This window comes from Anabaena sp. UHCC 0253 (genome assembly GCF_009712085.1).
In the GTDB taxonomy this organism is placed as follows: Bacteria; Cyanobacteriota; Cyanobacteriia; order Cyanobacteriales; family Nostocaceae; genus Dolichospermum.
On sequence record NZ_VILD01000001.1, the window covers coordinates 174,050 to 191,995 of the forward strand.

General features: G+C 35.1%; 12 protein-coding genes. 7 read left to right on the plus strand and 5 right to left on the minus strand.

Annotated features, from left to right (window positions below):
• Positions 1 to 81: 81 nt before the first annotated feature.
• Positions 82 to 672, minus strand: coding sequence for a PEP-CTERM sorting domain-containing protein (locus FJR38_RS00815; RefSeq protein ID WP_168534882.1), 591 nt, complete (start codon positions 670 to 672; stop codon positions 82 to 84).
• A gap of 484 nt (positions 673 to 1,156) precedes the next feature.
• On the opposite strand from FJR38_RS00815, the gene FJR38_RS00820 reads away from it, so the two are divergent.
• Together FJR38_RS00820 and FJR38_RS00825 are read left to right on the plus strand one after the other, a co-directional pair.
• Positions 1,157 to 2,203 (plus strand): zinc-dependent dehydrogenase, encoded by a 1,047-nt coding sequence (locus FJR38_RS00820; RefSeq protein ID WP_168493510.1) that lies wholly within the window; start codon positions 1,157 to 1,159, stop codon positions 2,201 to 2,203.
• A 353-nt stretch (positions 2,204 to 2,556) separates the two neighbouring features.
• On the plus strand, positions 2,557 to 2,757 hold the full coding sequence (locus FJR38_RS00825) for a hypothetical protein (RefSeq protein ID WP_168534884.1): 201 nt from the start codon (positions 2,557 to 2,559) through the stop codon (positions 2,755 to 2,757).
• A 63-nt stretch (positions 2,758 to 2,820) separates the two neighbouring features.
• On the opposite strand, the gene glnA is transcribed toward FJR38_RS00825, so the two are convergent.
• On the minus strand, positions 2,821 to 4,236 hold the full coding sequence (gene glnA / locus FJR38_RS00830) for a type I glutamate--ammonia ligase (RefSeq protein ID WP_168493506.1): 1,416 nt from the start codon (positions 4,234 to 4,236) through the stop codon (positions 2,821 to 2,823).
• A 372-nt stretch (positions 4,237 to 4,608) separates the two neighbouring features.
• Here glnA and apcB point away from each other — a divergent pair, with 372 nt between their 5' ends.
• Entirely contained in the window at positions 4,609 to 5,118 is a 510-nt protein-coding gene (apcB, locus tag FJR38_RS00835; protein WP_168493504.1) for an allophycocyanin subunit beta, read from the plus strand.
• Positions 5,119 to 5,135: 17 nt separating this feature from the next.
• Here the strand turns inward: apcB and FJR38_RS00840 are convergent, their stop codons facing one another.
• Positions 5,136 to 5,348 (minus strand): hypothetical protein, encoded by a 213-nt coding sequence (locus FJR38_RS00840; protein WP_168493502.1) that lies wholly within the window; start codon positions 5,346 to 5,348, stop codon positions 5,136 to 5,138.
• Positions 5,349 to 5,524: 176 nt separating this feature from the next.
• Here FJR38_RS00840 and FJR38_RS00845 point away from each other — a divergent pair, with 176 nt between their 5' ends.
• On the plus strand, positions 5,525 to 6,181 hold the full coding sequence (locus FJR38_RS00845; RefSeq protein WP_168493500.1) for a DUF1361 domain-containing protein: 657 nt from the start codon (positions 5,525 to 5,527) through the stop codon (positions 6,179 to 6,181).
• A gap of 92 nt (positions 6,182 to 6,273) precedes the next feature.
• Here the strand turns inward: FJR38_RS00845 and FJR38_RS00850 are convergent, their stop codons facing one another.
• Positions 6,274 to 8,082 carry a GGDEF domain-containing response regulator gene (locus tag FJR38_RS00850; protein ID WP_168493498.1) on the minus strand — a complete coding sequence of 603 codons (1,809 nt, stop codon included), beginning with the start codon at positions 8,080 to 8,082 and terminating at the stop codon, positions 6,274 to 6,276.
• 2 nt (positions 8,083 to 8,084) lie between these two features.
• The gene (locus FJR38_RS00855; protein ID WP_168493496.1) at positions 8,085 to 14,084 is read right to left on the minus strand and encodes a hybrid sensor histidine kinase/response regulator; all 6,000 of its coding nucleotides are present in this window, start codon (positions 14,082 to 14,084) and stop codon (positions 8,085 to 8,087) included.
• A gap of 161 nt (positions 14,085 to 14,245) precedes the next feature.
• On the opposite strand from FJR38_RS00855, the gene FJR38_RS00860 reads away from it, so the two are divergent.
• The 3 genes from FJR38_RS00860 to FJR38_RS29195 form a co-directional block, all read left to right on the plus strand.
• Complete coding sequence (locus FJR38_RS00860) at positions 14,246 to 15,064, plus strand: TlyA family RNA methyltransferase (protein ID WP_168534886.1); 819 nt, start codon at positions 14,246 to 14,248, stop codon at positions 15,062 to 15,064.
• 95 nt (positions 15,065 to 15,159) lie between these two features.
• Positions 15,160 to 17,823, plus strand: coding sequence for an NACHT domain-containing NTPase (locus tag FJR38_RS00865; protein WP_254449302.1), 2,664 nt, complete (start codon positions 15,160 to 15,162; stop codon positions 17,821 to 17,823).
• Between the two features lie 29 nt (positions 17,824 to 17,852).
• Positions 17,853 to 17,946, plus strand: a 94-nt coding sequence (locus FJR38_RS29195) for a hypothetical protein (protein ID WP_371418133.1), incomplete at its 3' end; no start/stop codon positions are given.

Here is a 17,946-nt window from a genome sequence, read left to right on the forward strand (position 1 = left end):
CACTTACAAGCATTGTTAATTGATTCTTGGTCTGGCTTCAATACGACTTTTTCAGCAAGCCCTATTTAGTTGTTAATTAATTTAGGCTTCAACTGCGGATACTTGTTTGCGTTTGCGAAGTGAGGTAACGCCGAAAGCACCTAAGCCTAAGATACCGATGAGAGAAGCGGGTTCGGGAACAGAGGTGGTGTCTGCACTCTCAAAAAAGGTCATCGAGAAAGGATTGCCACTTGTCCGACTAAATGTAAAGGAGCCTGTCGGAGAGGTGGGGAAATTACCACCATTGAAAGATGTCCGGTAGGAATAATCTGTAGCGGTAGCAGCGAAAGGAACTCGTAAACCCGTGGATGTGCTACCTGGAGCCGGAGTAACATCTACCGGGGTCAGAAGTAATGCAGCCCTGATAGCTTCAATAGCATCATAAGCTTGTTGAGCAGTTGTAAATGTAAAGGTTGGGATATCAGTACCATAAAAGGCGTTAAAACTGTTGTTGAATGGTCCTCCATCATATTGACGGAAAATTACGTTATAGTTAGTTCCTTCTATATTGACATTAGAGAGAGTGGACTCGAATAATGTTGCCGCACTGGCAGCAGACGAAAATGTTCCCAATACAGCAGATACTCCTACTGTAGCCATTGATAACTTTTTCAATACATTTACGGTAGTCATAATCTTATTTCCCTGAAAAACGAGTTTTTTTCTTGCCTTCGATGCCACTGATACTAATACGGCTTTCTCATGCCTGTAAAGCCTTTTTTAGCAACTTCACAGAAAATTTACTGAGAGAAAAAACTACTATTTTCCGGGGGGGGGGTAGCGTTAAACACTTGTAGTGTAAGGCTTTTAAACATATTAAGTAGTAAATTTAATTGCTACCCATATATAAAGTTTTTGTGAGGCTGGTAAAAATACTATTTTTTATGCAGTGGAGTATCAGTAACCCCTGTAGAGACGTTCCATGGAACGTCTCTACAAGACAAGAAAATCTGGAAATGCCATTTGTTGATGTCTATTGGATTAGTCAAAGCCCCATAGGTTAAAACAACATTATCACTGAAAATTTAGGGTGGTAAAGACAAAAATCTCAAAATCTATAATCTAACCTCAACCACAAAATGTTAAATCTAATAACGTTGAATTATAAGAAACCAACGTGAAAGCACAAGTATTTAGAGGCGTAAATCAATTATCCTACGAGGAAATACCAGTTCCCAGTCTAGAAGCAGATGAAGTGCTGGTACAGGTGCGGGTTGTGGGTTTGTGTCAGTCAGATATTAAAAAGATTCGATATCCTTTATATGAACCGCCACGTATATTTGGACATGAAACCGCTGGAACTATTGCGGCTGTCGGTTCACAGGTGCAAGGGTGGCAAATAGGACAACGGGTAGCAGTGATGCACCATATTCCATGTATGCGTTGCGCCTATTGCTTGAATGATAATTTTTCCATGTGTGATGTTTATAAAAATATCTCCACTACCGCAGGTTTTAACGCCAGTGGAGGCGGTTTTGCTGAATATGTGAAAGTTCCAGGACACATTGTCGAAAATGGTGGCTTAATTCCCATTCCTGATGATATTAGTTTTGAAGAGGCCAGTTTTGTTGAACCAACTAATTGCTGTTTAAAAGCAGTAAAAAAAGCTCAAATTGCTCCCGGACAAACTGTGTTAGTAACTGGTGCGGGTCCAATTGGGTTAATGTTTATGATGTTAGTGAAGTCTTTTGGTGCGATCGCGATCGCTACTGACCTTTTACCATCTAGAATCGAAAAGGCTTTAAGTGTAGGTGCAGAAGCAGCTTTTGATGCGAGAGATCCTGATCTACCAGCCAAAATTCAAGCTTTAACTGGGGGAATGGGTGTAGATGTGACTTTGTTAGCTGTACCCAGTGATAAAGCATTTTTCCAAGCTTTAGACTGTACACGCAAAGGGGGAAAAATCCTTTTCTTCGCGGAGTTCCCTGACGAGTTAACAATCCCCATTAACCCGAATATTCTCTACCGTCGGGAAATAGATTTAATGGGCAGTTATAGCTCATCCTACCGCCTGCAAAGTCTCTCTGCGGACATAGTTTTTAATCGCCGCATTGATGTGAAAGCCTTAATTAGCGATCGCTATCCTTTACAAGATTTATCACAAGCTGTAGACCAAGCGATCGCCCCCACACCGGAAACTTATAAGATTTTAATCTATCCATAGGGGGAGCAGGGGGAGCAGGGGAGAGGGGGGAGCAGGGGAGCAGGGGGAGAGGGGGGAGCAGGGGGAGAGGGGGGAGCAGGGGAGCAGGGGAGCAGAGGAGCAGGAAAAACTTCTTAACAACTGACAAAGGACAACTGACAAAGGACAACTGACAAAGGACAACTGACAAAGGACAACTGACAAAGGACAACTGACAAAGGACAACTGACAAAGGACAACTGACCAATTTTGTGAAGTTTTATATCAAATTTTCATTTTGTAGTTTACGCTACAGAATTTTCTGTTAGTCTATATATGAAAGGATAAATCAATTATCTATCAGTAAATTAATAAACACAAAAGAGGGTGGTGTTATGTCTATTCAAGAAAAATCTCGTCAATTAATGGTACGTCAACATCAACAAGTTAAGAATCGTCAGCAATCCATGTTGATGCGGACTGCACAAGAACTTGGACTCCATGAAGAACTATCTCACTACTGGAATCCCATTCAAGGCAAAATAGATTCTACGACTCAAGCACTTTATGGACGTAGCCAAGCGGCTATGAGTTGAATCATAAAAAAAGCCACCTTCTTTAGGTGGCTTAAAAATTACTACTTTTACTACTTATTGCAATTAGCAATCGTAATATAGGAAGAATTCATAAGGATGTGGACGCAACTGCATTTGCTTAACTTCGTTAGCAACCTTGTAGTCAATCCAGTTTTGGATAAAGTCTTCAGAGAATACACCACTTTCAGTTAAGAAAGCGTGATCATTGTCTAGTGCTTCCAAAGCCAATTCTAAAGAACCAGGAGTAGAAGGAATCTTAGCTAATTCATCTGGAGAAAGTTCATAGATATTTTTATCTAAGGGTTCACCAGGATGAATTTTGTTTTTGATACCATCAATACCAGCGCAAAGCATCGCCGCAAAGGCTAAGTAAGGGTTAGAAGTAGCATCAGGACAACGGAATTCTAAACGCTTGGCTTTGGGGTTGTCTCCAGAAAGAGGAATCCGCACAGAAGCAGAACGATTACCTTGGGAATAAGCCAAGTTTACAGGTGCTTCATAACCAGGTACTAGACGCTTGTAAGAATTTGTGGTGGGGTTGGTAATTGCCAACAATGCAGGAGCGTGTTTGAGAATACCACCAATGTAGTAAAGCCCCATTTCGCTCATACCAGCATATTTATCACCAGCAAACAGAGGCTGACCACCTTTCCAGATAGATTGGTGACAGTGCATACCAGAACCGTTATCGCCAAAAATTGGTTTTGGCATGAAGGTGACGGTTTTGCCGTATTTTCTAGCAACGTTCTTGATTACATATTTGTAAGTCATCAGCCAATCAGCAGCTTCAATTAACTTACCAAAACGGAAACCAAGTTCGCACTGACCACCTGTCGCAACTTCATGGTGTTGCTTTTCAATAGGTACGCCACAGTCTTTCATTGTTAGCAACATTTCTGTCCGCATATCTTGAAAGCTGTCAGTTGGTGGAACTGGGAAGTAACCTTCTTTGAAGCGGGTTTTGTAGCCCAGGTTAGGACCTTCTTCTCTACCAGTATTCCAACGACCTTCTACGGAGTCTACATAGTAGTAACCGGAGTTGGCGGTTTGGTCATAACGAACATCATCAAAGATGAAGAATTCAGCTTCAGGACCAAAGAAAGCAGTGTCACCAAGTCCGGTGGAAGTTAGATAGTCAATTGCTTTTTGGGCAATAACGCGGGGGCAACGGTTATACCATTCGCCTGTGCGGGGTTCTTTAATACTACAAATGATACTTAGAGTTGGCTCTTTCATGAATGGGTCAATCCAAGCGGTGTTGGGATCGAGTACCATTGTCATGTCAGATTCTTCGATACCTTTCCAACCCCGAATACTAGAACCGTCGAAAGGTACACCATCAGAGAATGAACTTTCATCAATTTGATCCTGGTACATGGTCAAATGCTGCCAAGTTCCAGGTGTATCAATGAATTTCAGATCAATCATCTGAATGTTTTTGTCTTGAATCATCTTCAAGATTTCTTTTGGGGTTGTCATTTTTACTTTACTCCTGATGTAGCCGATTACCTAATATAAAGCCAGAGTCTGTCCAAGCATCCTCACCCTGTTACGCTAATCCAAGTTGTCACACACCACCTGGAATATCGTAAATAGTTAACTTGACATGATTTTGTAGTGTTTGTTACAGATGATCTGGATTACAGGTTATGTTAACCTTTCTTTCGTAATCTGTACAAAACTAGAAAGTTCATCATCATGGGTCAACTTTGGCATAAAATCCTTAGATAGCAGATGGATAGTTTTTGTGCCGAATCTATTTTATGTGAATTGGCACGGAATTTTATTGGTGCTTGATTGCAGCCAAATTAATATCAAACCATAGATAGCTAATAATTGGGAGAAAAAAGAATGCGTGATGCCGTTACAACTTTAATTAAGAATTATGACTTAACCGGGCGTTATTTTGACCGGAATGCCATTGATAGCCTCAAGTCCTACTTTGATAGTGGAACAGCTAGAGTCCAAGCCGCAGCAGCGATTAATTCCAATGCAGCCGCAATTGTGAAACAAGCTGGTGCAAAGTTATTTGAAGAATTACCAGAATTGATTCGTCCTGGTGGTAATGCTTATACAACTCGTCGCTTTGCCGCTTGTTTACGGGATATGGACTATTACCTCCGTTACGCTACCTATGCCCTAGTAGCTGGTAATATGAATGTACTTGATGAGCGGGTATTACAAGGGTTACGGGAAACTTACAATTCTTTGGGTGTACCCATTGGTTCAACTGTTCAGGGTATCCAAATTATGAAGGGTCTTGTCAAGGAGCAAGTAGCAGCCGCTGGGATTGCTGATACTGCTTTTGTGGATGAGCCTTTTGACTATATCACTCGTGAATTGAGTGAGATTGATATTTAAAAGCTAAATTTTGGCGATTAGAAAGATGCCTCCGGCACGCTAACGCGTAGCTTGCTTCCCGAAGGGTACGCGGCTACACAATCAAAGTCCGCCTTCGCGGACTCAATAGCGATTCCTACAGTTACCTTGGCGATCGCACTTTGGCTTTTTTGGCAAGGTGCGTTTATTTTTAATTGCCCCCTTCCTTCTTCTTCTTCTTCTTCTTCTTCTTCTTCTTTCTTATCTGTCACCTGTCACCTGTCACCTGTCACCTGTCACCTGTCACCTTCTCCCAGCCCTCATTCGGAAATTCCACAAAACCTTATGTATTTATAACAGGGAACAGGATTGACAGTCTCTATGTCAACTTCTACAAAAATGATTTGTTTAAAATTAACCTCTACACAAAAAATCACAATTATATTCCATGAAAGCAGACATGATTGAATTAATGACAACAGTTTTTCAGGTGTTACAAATTAATATGCGGTGGATGACTTGGAATTTATTTCTAGCTTTTATCCCTTTAGCTTTGAGTGTTTGGCTATTTCGTAGTAAACGCGGAGGTTCTTGGGTTTGGTGGCTAGGATTTCTGAGTTTCTATGCTTTTTTACCCAATGCACCTTATTTATTAACTGATGTTATTCACTTGATAGATGATATTCGCCGAGTTCAGTCAGTCTGGGTAATTACATTAGTATTAATTCCTATTTATCTTGTAGTCATTTTTGGCGGATTTGAAGCTTATGTTATATCACTGATAAATTTGGGTTACTACTTACACCGCATTGGCAAAAGTAAATGGATTTTTGCTGTTGAATTAATAACTCATGCGCTTTGTGCGATCGGTATTTACTGGGGAAGATTTTTGCGATTTAATAGTTGGGATTTTATTACTCAACCAGATGCCATATTAACTAAAGGTGTGGAGGAAATTCTTGGTAAACAACCCTTGATAATTATTACGCTCACTTTTATAATTCTTTGGGGTTTGCATTGGTTTATGAAACGAGTTACTTTGAGTTTTGTTAATCAGGGTGTTAATTCACAATTCAATGATCACCATATTCACAATATTGGCTAATTGCATCATATTTAAGAGGTTTAGTAGAGACGTTCCATGGAACGTCTCTATTTTTTTGGAGATGTATTTTCTGATTTCTTCTTTCGGAATTTTTACCATTGCTGAGATTGAGAAAGAAAATTCTCAACTAATTTAGCTTCTAAAGGTTTAGCAAAAAAATAACCCTGTCCAAAACCGCAGTCTAGATTTCTTAAAAATTGTAGTTGATAGGAAGTTTCTACACCTTCGGCTACTACCTCTATTTTCAATTGATCTGCTAGGGTAAGAATTGCTTGGACTAATTCTATTTTATCTCCATTTTCTTGCATTTGACTGATAAAAGAACGATCAATTTTTAAAACATCCACAGGAAACCGATATAAATAACTTAAAGAAGAATATCCTGTACCAAAATCATCAATACATACTTTAATTTTTCGGTGCTTTAATTCTTTAAAAATAGTCTGAGCAGAAAGATCATGTTCAATAATCACATTTTCTGTAATTTCTATTTTGAGACAATTACTTTCTAATTTAGTATTTTGTAAAATTTTATCAATTTTTTTGATCAAATGAGGTTGAGAAAAATGTACAGGAGATAAATTAATATTGAGAGTAAAAGGATAATTAAATTTCCGTTGCCAATCAAGAATTTGTTGACAAGCTTTTTTAAATACCCATAAATCAATTTGTAAAATTAATCCTGTTTCTTCGGCAATGGGAATAAATTCATCTGGTAAAACTAAGCCGCGTTGGGGATGTTGCCATCTAATTAATGATTCAAACCCTGATATTTTGCCTGTTTCTAAGTTAATTATGGGTTGATAATAAATAATAAATTCTTCTTTTTCAATAGCTCGTCTTAAATCATTTTCTAATGTTAACCTTGTGCAAGCTTGAGCATACATTTGTTCATTAAAAATCCGGTAATTACCCCTACCATGAGCTTTAGATTCATATAAAGCTATGTCTGCATCTCGTAATAAATGGGAGGGATAATGATAATTACTATTACCAATCACAATTCCTATACTCACATTAGTAAAAACCTCATGTTCATCGAGATGAAAAGGAGGAATCAGATCCTGATGAATAGTTTTAGCGACAGAAATAGCATCTTCAGGAGAACTAATATTTTCTAAAAGAATCACAAATTCATCTCCCCCAAAGCGAGATACTGTGTTACCAGGTTTTAAACAAGATTCTAAGCGACGGGAGATGGAAATTAGTAATTGATCACCAACTAAATGGCCTAATGAATCATTAATAACTTTAAAGCGATCGCAATCTAAAAATAAGACAGCAAACAGATAAGATGGATATTGTTGAGCCGCATTGACAATTTGTTCTAATCGCTTCATCAACCAAGTCCGATTAGGTAATTCTGTCAAAGGATCATGTAAAGCCATTTGCATCAATTTTTCTTGCACTTTTTGGCGTTCAGAAATTTCCTTTTCTAATTGGGTTGTGCGTTGAATAACTCGCAATTCTAATTCTTCATTGAGTTTTTTAATTTCCGCTTTTGCTAATTGAATTTGTAATTGATTATCAATTCTGGCTAAAACCTCCTCAAATTGAAAGGGTTTAGTAATATAATCAACTCCTCCCACTGCAAAGGCTTTAACTTTATCCAAAGCTTCATCTAAAGCACTCAGAAAAATTACAGGAATATCACTTGTTTGGGAATCAGATTTAAGTTTTTCACACACTTCATAACCATCCATATCTGGCATTTTAATATCTAATAAAATCAGATCAGGATGAGCCGAATGTGCAACTCTTAAAGCCATTGCACCATTAGTTACGCTACGAACTTTATAGCCTTGGTTGTTTAATGTACTAGATAATACCCGCAAATTATCGGGAATATCATCTACAATTAGAATATTAGCTTTATAATTTTCTGGTAAAGAAGAAGTCATAGTTACTCAATTTGGGTTAATTCAATTATCTTGTCATAGCGGAAATTTTTGATAAGATCAGTAAGAGCCTTAACTAAAGGTTGTTGTGCATCAGAAATCTCCTCCAACAAATTCATGATCCAGTCCTCATCAGCTTCATTTGCAGCCATATAAAGCTGTTCAATCCATTCTTTAGGCATAATATTTAGGGTATCAGGAGTAAGAGTAATTAACAAGTCAGACTGTGAAGATTGTTCTGATATTTCTGACTCATAAATAAACTCTAAACCTAAATGCTGTTGCATCTTTGCCCAAAGAATTTCTTCGCGGAAGGGTTTTTTCACAAAATCATCACAGCCAGAAGATAAAATAACTGCTTTTTCATTATCAAAAGCACTAGCAGTTAAAGCAATAATTACAGTAGCTTGTCCTTGCAAATGGGATTTAATATATTGGGTGGCTTCATAACCATCCATAACAGGCATTCTCATATCCATCCAAATTAAATGGGGTTGCCAATCCTGCCAAATTTCAATAGCTATCTTGCCATTTTCTGCCGATTTCACAGCAAATCCTAAAGTGTCTAATAATTTAACTAAAAGTTGACGACTTTCTGCTCGATCTTCAACTACTAAAATTCTATAAGTTGGTTGATTAGGTGCTAATCCAATTACTTTTTTGACTTGGTTATTAACTGGTATTTCTTGAGATTCTGCCAAATTAATCGGAATATGAAATTTAACAATTGTCCCTTTACCAAGTTGACTTTTAATATTAATTTTTCCATTCATTAATTCAATAAATCGCTGACAAATTGCTAAACCTAAACCTGTTCCTTCATGGGATTTGTGTCCAGATTTCGTTTGTACAAATGGCTCAAATGCGCTCTCAATTTCATCTTCAGCAATACCACAACCTGTATCTTCTATTTCAAAATGCAACGGGAAGGAGAATGAAGAAGCATCATATTCATTGATTATTACTCTTAACGTTACTTTTCCTTGTTCAGTAAATTTAATAGCATTAGATAATAAATTAATCAAAATTTGTCTAAGTTTCTTTTCATCAGTTTGAATATAACGAGGTAAATTCGCATTTACTTCTAATTTCAGTTCTAATCTTTTTGATTGTGCTTTTAATTTAAACATTTCCTCCAATGTATTCAAAAGTAGCAGAATATCAAAATCTGTTGGATATAGTGCTATTCTACCAGCATCTATTTTAGCCATATCTAAAATATCATTAATTAAAGCTAATAAATGCTCTCCACTGCGATTAATAATCCCTAAATTTTCTTGTTGCTCATGGTTTAATTCTTTATCTCGACTCATAATTTGAGAAAATCCTAAAATTGCATTTAGCGGAGTTCTTAATTCATGACTCATATTAGAAAGAAACTCACTTTTAGAATAATTAGCTGCATCTGCTAATTCTTTAGCTTGTTGTAAAGCTTGAGTTCTTTCTTCTACTTTTAATTCTAGGGTTTGGGAATAATCATGCAATTGTTTATATAGTTGGGCATTTTCTAAAGAAATAGCTGCTTGGGAAGTAATCATTTGTAAAACTTCAAAACGATCTGTAGTAAAGACTCCAGTTGTTAAATTATTTTCTAAATAAAGAATTCCTCTTAATTTTCCCTGATAGAGAATAGGAATACACAAAACAGATTTAGGTTTATAAATACGAATATAATCATCTGTATTAAAATTTTCATCTTGACTAGCATCTTCTAATAAAAGAGGCTGTTGATTCCGCACCACATAATTAATAATAGACTTTGGTAAAACAACACAAAGAGGATGTTTATTTTGATCAGTATCCTGAGCATAATAAGTCAAGATTGGTTGTTGAACAGTAACTTGTGTAATATCTGTTGTTCCTAAGGCTTGAATCATCCAATTTTCATTCTGTTCAGAAGAAGGTGGAAGAATTAAATAACCCACTTCTGCACCTGCATTTTCAATCATAATTTTCATTAAATTACTTAACAAACTCTCTAGTTGAATTTCACTAGATAAAGCTTGAGAAGTTTTAATCACACTGGTTAAATCTAATATTTTTGTATCTGTAACTGTTTTCGGGGTTGTAGTTAATTTCTGTGGTGTAATTTCCACAGTTTCTGATTCCCAATATTCCCGATATTTTTGCTGTAAATGCTGACATTTTCGAGTTGCACCCCAACGCTGATAAAAATAATAGGATTCCCGGAAATAAAGCCGAGCAAACTGGGGTTTTCCTCTGTTTAACCAAAATTGACTTGCTAATTCATTTCCTAATGCTGAAAGCTGAAGTAATTGCAACTTTTCTGCTAATGCAATTGCAGAATCATATAAATCCATTGCTATTAAATCCTGCTGAAAAACTCGATTTTTCTCAGCTAATAATAATTCATATTGTACCTGAAAATTATCTGGGCAATTTTTTGACCATGTGTGCAGTTTTTCTAGACTTATTTCAATGATAGGTAAATATTTTTGTTGCTGCTCTGGTGAACTTTTATCATACAGTGCTAATAAATTTAAAGGACAATAAAAGTAATATTGAGAAATGGGAAACATAATAATTCCCGCTGATAATTCTTGAGCATAAGTCGCAAAAATTTCTTGAGCAAGTTGATAATTACCATGTAAATAAAGCACTTGTCCAACTAAAATTGCATACCAGGTTGAACCATTAATGAAATTATTTTGATTCCAAAACTCAATAAATTCTTGAGCATTTATTTCTTGATAACTAAAACTGAGAGCATTATCTGTTTTCCCTTGTAAATTAAGAATAACTACCTGCAATAATTCCAAGACTTTTAACATTTTTTGGTCATTGGTTTGTTGAATAAATCCTAAATACTTTTCGGAATTTTGCCAAACTTCTGACAAGGGATTACCACAGATAAATTGTGACCAAATTAAGAAAACTGTCGCCCATACTCCAAATACAATGTCTCCATTTTCCTGACACTTTTGAATATTTTCCTCATATAAAAGGACATTATTCCGAAAAGATTGACAATGATAATTTATATAATTACAAAATAAATTTCGCACTTTTGGAAGCAGCAAAATATCCTCAAGCTTATCTATTAAGTTTAATGCTAAACAACCAAATTGATACGCTATTTGATACTCTTCCTGTTCTGCTAGATACATTCCATATAGGACATAACCAAAACTAGATTCATTACTGTTACCATATTCCAAAGATAGATTGACTAAATTTAACGCACATAATAACATTAAAGGAGAATTACCATTATAAAAAGCCACTTCCCAAAACTCCATACATACCTGCATTTTTAAATGAGGAATTTCTGCTTTAATAATTGGTAAATCAATCAAATCAGCAATATGGCGATTATTTAATTTCCGATTAATTTCTTCTAATTGTTGCTTAATAAAATAGTTTTGCTTTTCTATATCTTCAGGAAAATTTAGATTTAGTTGCTTTAATAATTTTAAACCTACTTGTAACCCTTTACTATAGTCTATTCCTTGGGTAGCTTGTAAATTTTTTAAAAGTGTGAATCCTTGGAGTTTGTGGGTTAATATTTCGGCTTTATTTACCAGTAAATCAATTAATAGTTCTGATTTTTCATGATTACCATTTAAATAATTAACTTCCGCTAATTCCCGGTGATACTCAAATCCTAAATCATAATTATTAAGCCAAATATCTTCTGGAATTAAACCAATTCCTACAGTTAAATAAGATAAAGCGGAAGAATAAGCGTGAGATGTTTTTGCTTTCTTACCTGCTTGTAAATTCAATTGAGCTAATCTAAATTTTTCTAAATCGGATTGCAGATAATTAATTCCTTGATTCAAATGACTAACTGTATCAAATAATCTATCTTCTAATTTTTCTGGAGGAAGATTTTCTAGTAATAAACGCCCAATTTTTAAATGTTGCTTTTGCCGTTTTTCGGCTTTTATTAATGAATAAACTGCTTGCTGAACTCGATCATGTTGAAATTTAAATAAGATGTTTTCAGCATTGACATCAGGATTAGTTGAGACTAACTTATATTTATTACTTAAAGGAATAAGTAACCCTTCTCGAATAGCTAAAATTAATTCATTTAAGACATTTTTAGGAGAATTTTCCGTAATCATTGACAGGGTTTGTAAATCAAAAGAGTTACCCAGACAAGAAGCCAATTGTAAAATATTTTGATTGGATTGATTTAAGTTCTGAATTTTCAGAATCATTAAATCAATCACATTATCAGTCATATTTTTCTGTTGAATTTGTTGAATATTCCACCACCATTTTCTCTGTTTATAATCAAATTTTAATAAATGTTCTGTACAAAGAGATTTGATAAACTCAATTGTAAAAAATGGATTACCTTGTGTTTTTTCATAAATAAGATTACTTAAATCCTGAATAGCTTCACCAGAAGTAGATAAGATATCAGCAGTTAAAGATTTTAAAGCATCAATAGATAAATTCTCTAAAGTAATTTCTGTTACCTTATCTGCAATATTTTCTAAATTACTTAATGTAATTGTTAAAGGATGTTTTTCATCAACTTCATTATGTCTATAAGCTCCAATTAATAATAAATTATGAATTGTTTGCGACTCAATTAGTTTTTTAATGAGTCGAAAAGAAGCTAAATCTGCCCATTGTAAATCATCTAGAAATAATACTAAAATTTTCCCTGATGTGACAATAGCTTTCACAAAATTTTCAAATACTAAATGAAAACGATGACTTGATTCATTTGCTCCCATACTAATAAGAGGAGGTTGTTTACCAATGATTAATTCTAAATTGGGAATCAAATCAATTAAAATTTGTCCATTATTTCCGACTGCATTTAAAATTCTTTCTTGCCATTTTTCTAAAACTTCACTTTTTTCTATCAATAAATAGTCACAAAGTTGATTAAAGGCTTGAGTTAAAGCAGAATAAGGAATATTTTGTTGATATTGATCATATTTACCAGAAATAAATAATCCATCTTGAGCAAGAGTCGGTTGATATATTTCCCGTACCAATGTTGATTTACCAACACCCGAATACCCTTTAATTAAAATTAATTTACTATTGGCTTGAGCTTGACTAACTTGCTGCAAACATGATAATAATTTTTCTTGGTGAATTTGACAACTATATAATTTTTTGGAAATTCTTAATCGAGCCGAAATATCTTGTTTTCCTAAAGAAAAAGGTATAATATTTTGATGATTCTGTAATTGATGAAGACATTCTAATAAATCAATCTTTAACCCATAAGCTGATTGATAACGATCTTCTACATTTTTCGCCATCAATTTGAGGATAATCTCTGATATAATAATGGGAATATGAGAACAAAGCAAATGAGGAGCAATAGCTTGTTTAGCTAAATGACAATGAATTAATGCTAAAGTATCATCATTAGCAAAGGGAAGTTGTCCAGTGAGTAATTCATAAAAGGTAATTCCCAAAGAATAAAAATCACTACGATAATCAAGTGGACAATTCATTCTTCCTGTTTGTTCAGGAGAAATATAAGGAATAGTTCCTTCAATTAGATTCAGATTAGATGGATTAAAATATTGATTGTCTTGTTGAACAAAGTCACCAGAAATCCCAAAGTCAATTAATTTAACTTCTTGGGTTTGGGGATTATAAATAATATTACTGGGATTAATATCTTTATGAATTATATTGACTTTATGAATTTCTTCTATAGCAGAAGCTATTTTAATAGCTAATAGTAGAAAATCAATGATGTTCAAGTTACCCGCAAGTTTTAACTGACTTAAAGAATCTCCTCCACAGTCTTCTAAAACCATGACTAAACAATGAGGATGATTTTCTAAGCCGTAAGTTTTGATAACACCTGATAAATGCAGTTTATGAATGACTTCATATTCTCTTTTAAACCATGCTAATCTTTCAGCAGAAGCATGAATATCCTGAAGAAGTTTGAGAATAACAGGTTTTTGGTCAAGGTGACGATAAGCTCGATAAACTAAAGAGTTATGGCTTTCATAAATTTTATTAATGATTGTATAACCTGTCAAATTTAACATTGTTTTACTATCGTTGGTTTAAAATGATATTTTTTATTACTAATTATAATATAATAGTCCAAGTCACTAAATGCCAGTAAATAGTTAAGATTAGAATGAACTTTTTAGAATTCAGGATTTAGAATCGGAATGTAAGCATAAATAGCTATAAAAGGTAAAATATGGTTAAACAACGATTGGATACATTATTAGTAGATTTGGGATTATGTCCCTCTCGTCAGCAAGCACAAAGGCTAATTCAAGCTGGGGAAGTGACTGTTAATCAAAATAAGATTGATAAAGTCGGAACTGAAGTGGATATTACCGCTAATATTCAAGTTAAAGAACGTCCTCCTTTTGTTTCTCGTGGTGGTGAAAAACTCGCTAAAGCTTTAGAATTCTTTGCGATTTCTGTAGCTGAAAGAATTTGTTTAGACGGGGGAATTTCTACAGGTGGCTTTACAGATTGTTTATTACAAGCCGGCGCAAAACAAGTTTATGGTGTTGATGTTGGTTATGGACAAGTTGACTGGAAAATTAGAAATGATGAACGAGTAATTTTAAAAGAACGCACGAATTTACGTCAATTACAACCAGAGGAATTATATGCTGAAAATGCTATATTTGCTGATTTGGTAGTTGTGGATGTGTCGTTTATTTCTTTAACTAAAATATTGCCGGCGGTATGGCGACTAACACAAGCTCCCAGAGAGGCTATATTGCTAGTAAAACCACAATTTGAGGTTGGCAAGTCTCGCGTCGGAAAAAAAGGGGTTGTCCGCGATCCTCTTGACCAAGCTGATGCAATTTATCAGGTTATGCAAGGGGCATTAGAGTTAGGATGGAAATATCAAGGTTTAACTTGGTCACCGATAACTGGACCGGCGGGAAATATTGAATATCTTTTATGGTTAGGAATGGAAAATCAAATGCAACCACCAACGTTAGCAGCAATTCAAGAAATTACTAAACAAGTAATTCAGGAGTTTCAAAAAAAATAATGATTAATCAAGGGTTAAAGTGATTTTTTAGAAACTTGACAGTTAAGTATATTTAATGGTATAAAAAATAAAACCCTTTATACCAAGTTTTGTTTATGCTTGATAAAATTATTGACGCATTAATTGGGGAAGCAGTAGGTGAAGGATTAAAAAAATTTCAATCCAGTGAAATACGATTACAACTGTTAAATAAATTTGGTTTAAAGCCAGATACACCACCTAATGATTTTGATGGCGTTTATATTTATACTTTGATTGAGTATGGTGTCGGGAAACAAAAATTTATTTTAGATTTATTTAAAGAAAAAGAAATTAAAGAAGAGTTTCAGAAAGCATTTAATCAAAATAAAAGTTTTAATATTCAAACATTAGATAATTACATTCAAAGTTCTGATATTGGCGATAAAATTAAAGAGCAAAATATTGATTATCGTCGAGAATTTACTGAATTTGCTAGGTTATTTATTGAAATTGCTAAACGAGCCAGAACAGCAACAGAAATTTTACAAGAACATAAATTAGATAGTTTACACAATAGTTTAAATCAAGTTAGGGAACAAATCAACCAACTTAGTTTACCAGAAATTCAAAAACAAATTGCCCAATTAGCACAAAGTCAACAGCAATTATTACCACCTGCGGAAATTGCCAGAGAAACAGAATTAGCTAAACAATTAAAATTATGGTTTCAAACATTGGGTTATGACTTTGAACAATACGAAATATTAGAAAAAGATTATTTTGAATGGATTATTAATATTCCCAAACGGCGAGGATATGACCGGATTTTGATTCACGGAGTCGAAGCAGAAGCGGGAATTAATGATATTAATGCAGTAAAAGAAGCTGTAGAAACTCAAAAAGTTGATGAAGGTTGGATTGTTGCACCGCGTCGAGTTAGTAAATTGGCCAGAACCGAAGTTGAAAAAGCTGAAAATAGCCATATTTTTTGTTATTCATTTGATGAATTAATTGAAGCTGATGCTGATTTTAGTGGTTATTTTGATTGGTTAGAAACAGAAGTTAAAAGCAGAGGAATTGATCAATATTATGTTCCCTTAGCTTGTACCAAAGAAGAAATTAATCCCCAAACTAAACAGCGGATTGGCGTTAGTCATTATGGTGAAGAAGATGGTTGGATTGAGCGTTATATTAATCAATGGTTGGCTGACCCAGTAAAAGAACATTTATCTGTTTTAGGGGAATTTGGTACAGGTAAAACTTGGTTTGCTTTCCATTATGCTTGGTTGGCTTTACAAAAATATCGTCAAGCTAAAAAAGAAGGTTTACCGATTCCGAGGATTCCTTTAGTGATTCCTTTAAGAGATTATGCCAAAGCGGTGAGTATTGAATCTCTATTTTCTGAGTTCTTTTTTCGTAAACATAACATTGGTTTATCGGGATATTCTGCCTTTGAACAACTTAACCGCATGGGGAAATTATTATTAATTTTTGATGGTTTTGACGAAATGGCCGCACGGGTAGACCGTCAAGCGATGATTAATAATTTCTGGGAGTTAGCAAGAGTAGTGGGGACAGCAGGAACAAAGGCAATTTTAACTTGTCGGACTGAACATTTTCCAGAAGCATTAGAAGGACGTACACTTTTAAATGCCGAATTACAAGCTTCTACTAAAAATTTAACTGGAGAAACGCCCCAATTTGAAGTTTTAGAATTAGAAAAACTTAATGATCAACAAATTCAACAGGTACTTGAGTTTAAGGCTAAACCAGAAACCGTTGCTAGTGTAATTAACAATGAACAATTATTAGACTTGGCACGTCGTCCGGTGATGATTGATTTAATTATGGAAGCATTACCGGATATTGAAGCTGGTAAACCTGTGGATATTTCCCGTGTTTATCTCTATGCAGTGCGCCAAAAAATGGAACGGGATATTAAATCGGCACGCACTTTTACCTCAATAGCAGATAAATTATATTTCCTCTGTGAACTCTCCTGGGAAATGCTGTCAACTGACAGGATGACTTTAAATTATAAAGAATTTCCAGATTTGATTCGTAGTTATTTTGGTAAAACAGTACAGGAACAAAAAGATTTAGACCATTGGCATCATGACATGATGGGGCAAACCATGTTAATTAGAAATGCTGATGGTGATTATTATCCTGCCCATCGGTCATTATTGGAATTTTTTGTTTCTTATAAATTGGGACGAGAATTAGGGATTTTAGCCCCAGATTTTCAGGAATTTGTGGAGGTTCTTCCCTACGACCAAGGAATAATAGATTTAAGTCAAACTTTTGGGAAAACTCTATTAGCTAAAGCCGTATTAGATTTGATGTTTCCCATGTTGTCAACAACAGCAAATCAACGGTTATTAGCAGAGGTCAAAGCCACCAAAGGTAAAAACGAAGTAGAAGCAGGTTACTGTGGTAGTAATGCGGTGCAGTTGCGACTCAAAGGTAGTCGCTTGGCTTTGGAAAAACAGGATTTGAGTGAGACAGTTATACCTGGTGTGAATTTTGGTTTGGCTAGTTTGTATAATGTCGATCTGACGGGAGCAAATTTAACAGATGCTTTTTTTGCTAAGGCATTAGGATCAGTTTATTCTCTTGCTTTTAGTCCAGATGGAAAATACCTGGTTACAGGAGATAGTGACGGTAGAGTCCAAATTTGGAATGCTATAACAGGACGGGAAATATTAACACTTTTAGGTCATAGCAGTGGGGTTTACTCAGTAGCCTGGAGTGGAGATGGTCTGACCTTGGCTAGTGGTAGCGTGATAATACGGTGAAACTGTGGGATGTGCAGACTGGGAACTGTGTGCGATCACTAGAGGTCCATAGCAGTGCGGTTTGGTCAGTAGCCTGGAGTGGAGATGGTCTGACCTTGGCTAGTGGTAGTTATGATAATACGG

Bases quoted from the DNA above. Each gene is read 5' to 3' on its own strand.
- FJR38_RS00815 (WP_168534882.1), bottom strand. From the start codon at position 672: ATGACTACCGTAAATGTATTGAAAAAGTTATCAATGGCTACAGTAGGA.
- FJR38_RS00825 (WP_168534884.1), top strand. From the start codon at position 2,557: ATGTCTATTCAAGAAAAATCTCGTCAATTAATGGTACGTCAACATCAA.
- glnA (WP_168493506.1), bottom strand. From the start codon at position 4,236: ATGACAACCCCAAAAGAAATCTTGAAGATGATTCAAGACAAAAACATT.
- apcB (WP_168493504.1), top strand. From the start codon at position 4,609: ATGCGTGATGCCGTTACAACTTTAATTAAGAATTATGACTTAACCGGG.
- FJR38_RS00845 (WP_168493500.1), top strand. From the start codon at position 5,525: ATGAAAGCAGACATGATTGAATTAATGACAACAGTTTTTCAGGTGTTA.
- FJR38_RS00850 (WP_168493498.1), bottom strand. From the start codon at position 8,082: ATGACTTCTTCTTTACCAGAAAATTATAAAGCTAATATTCTAATTGTA.
- FJR38_RS00855 (WP_168493496.1), bottom strand. From the start codon at position 14,084: ATGTTAAATTTGACAGGTTATACAATCATTAATAAAATTTATGAAAGC.
- FJR38_RS00860 (WP_168534886.1), top strand. From the start codon at position 14,246: ATGGTTAAACAACGATTGGATACATTATTAGTAGATTTGGGATTATGT.
- FJR38_RS00865 (WP_254449302.1), top strand. From the start codon at position 15,160: ATGCTTGATAAAATTATTGACGCATTAATTGGGGAAGCAGTAGGTGAA.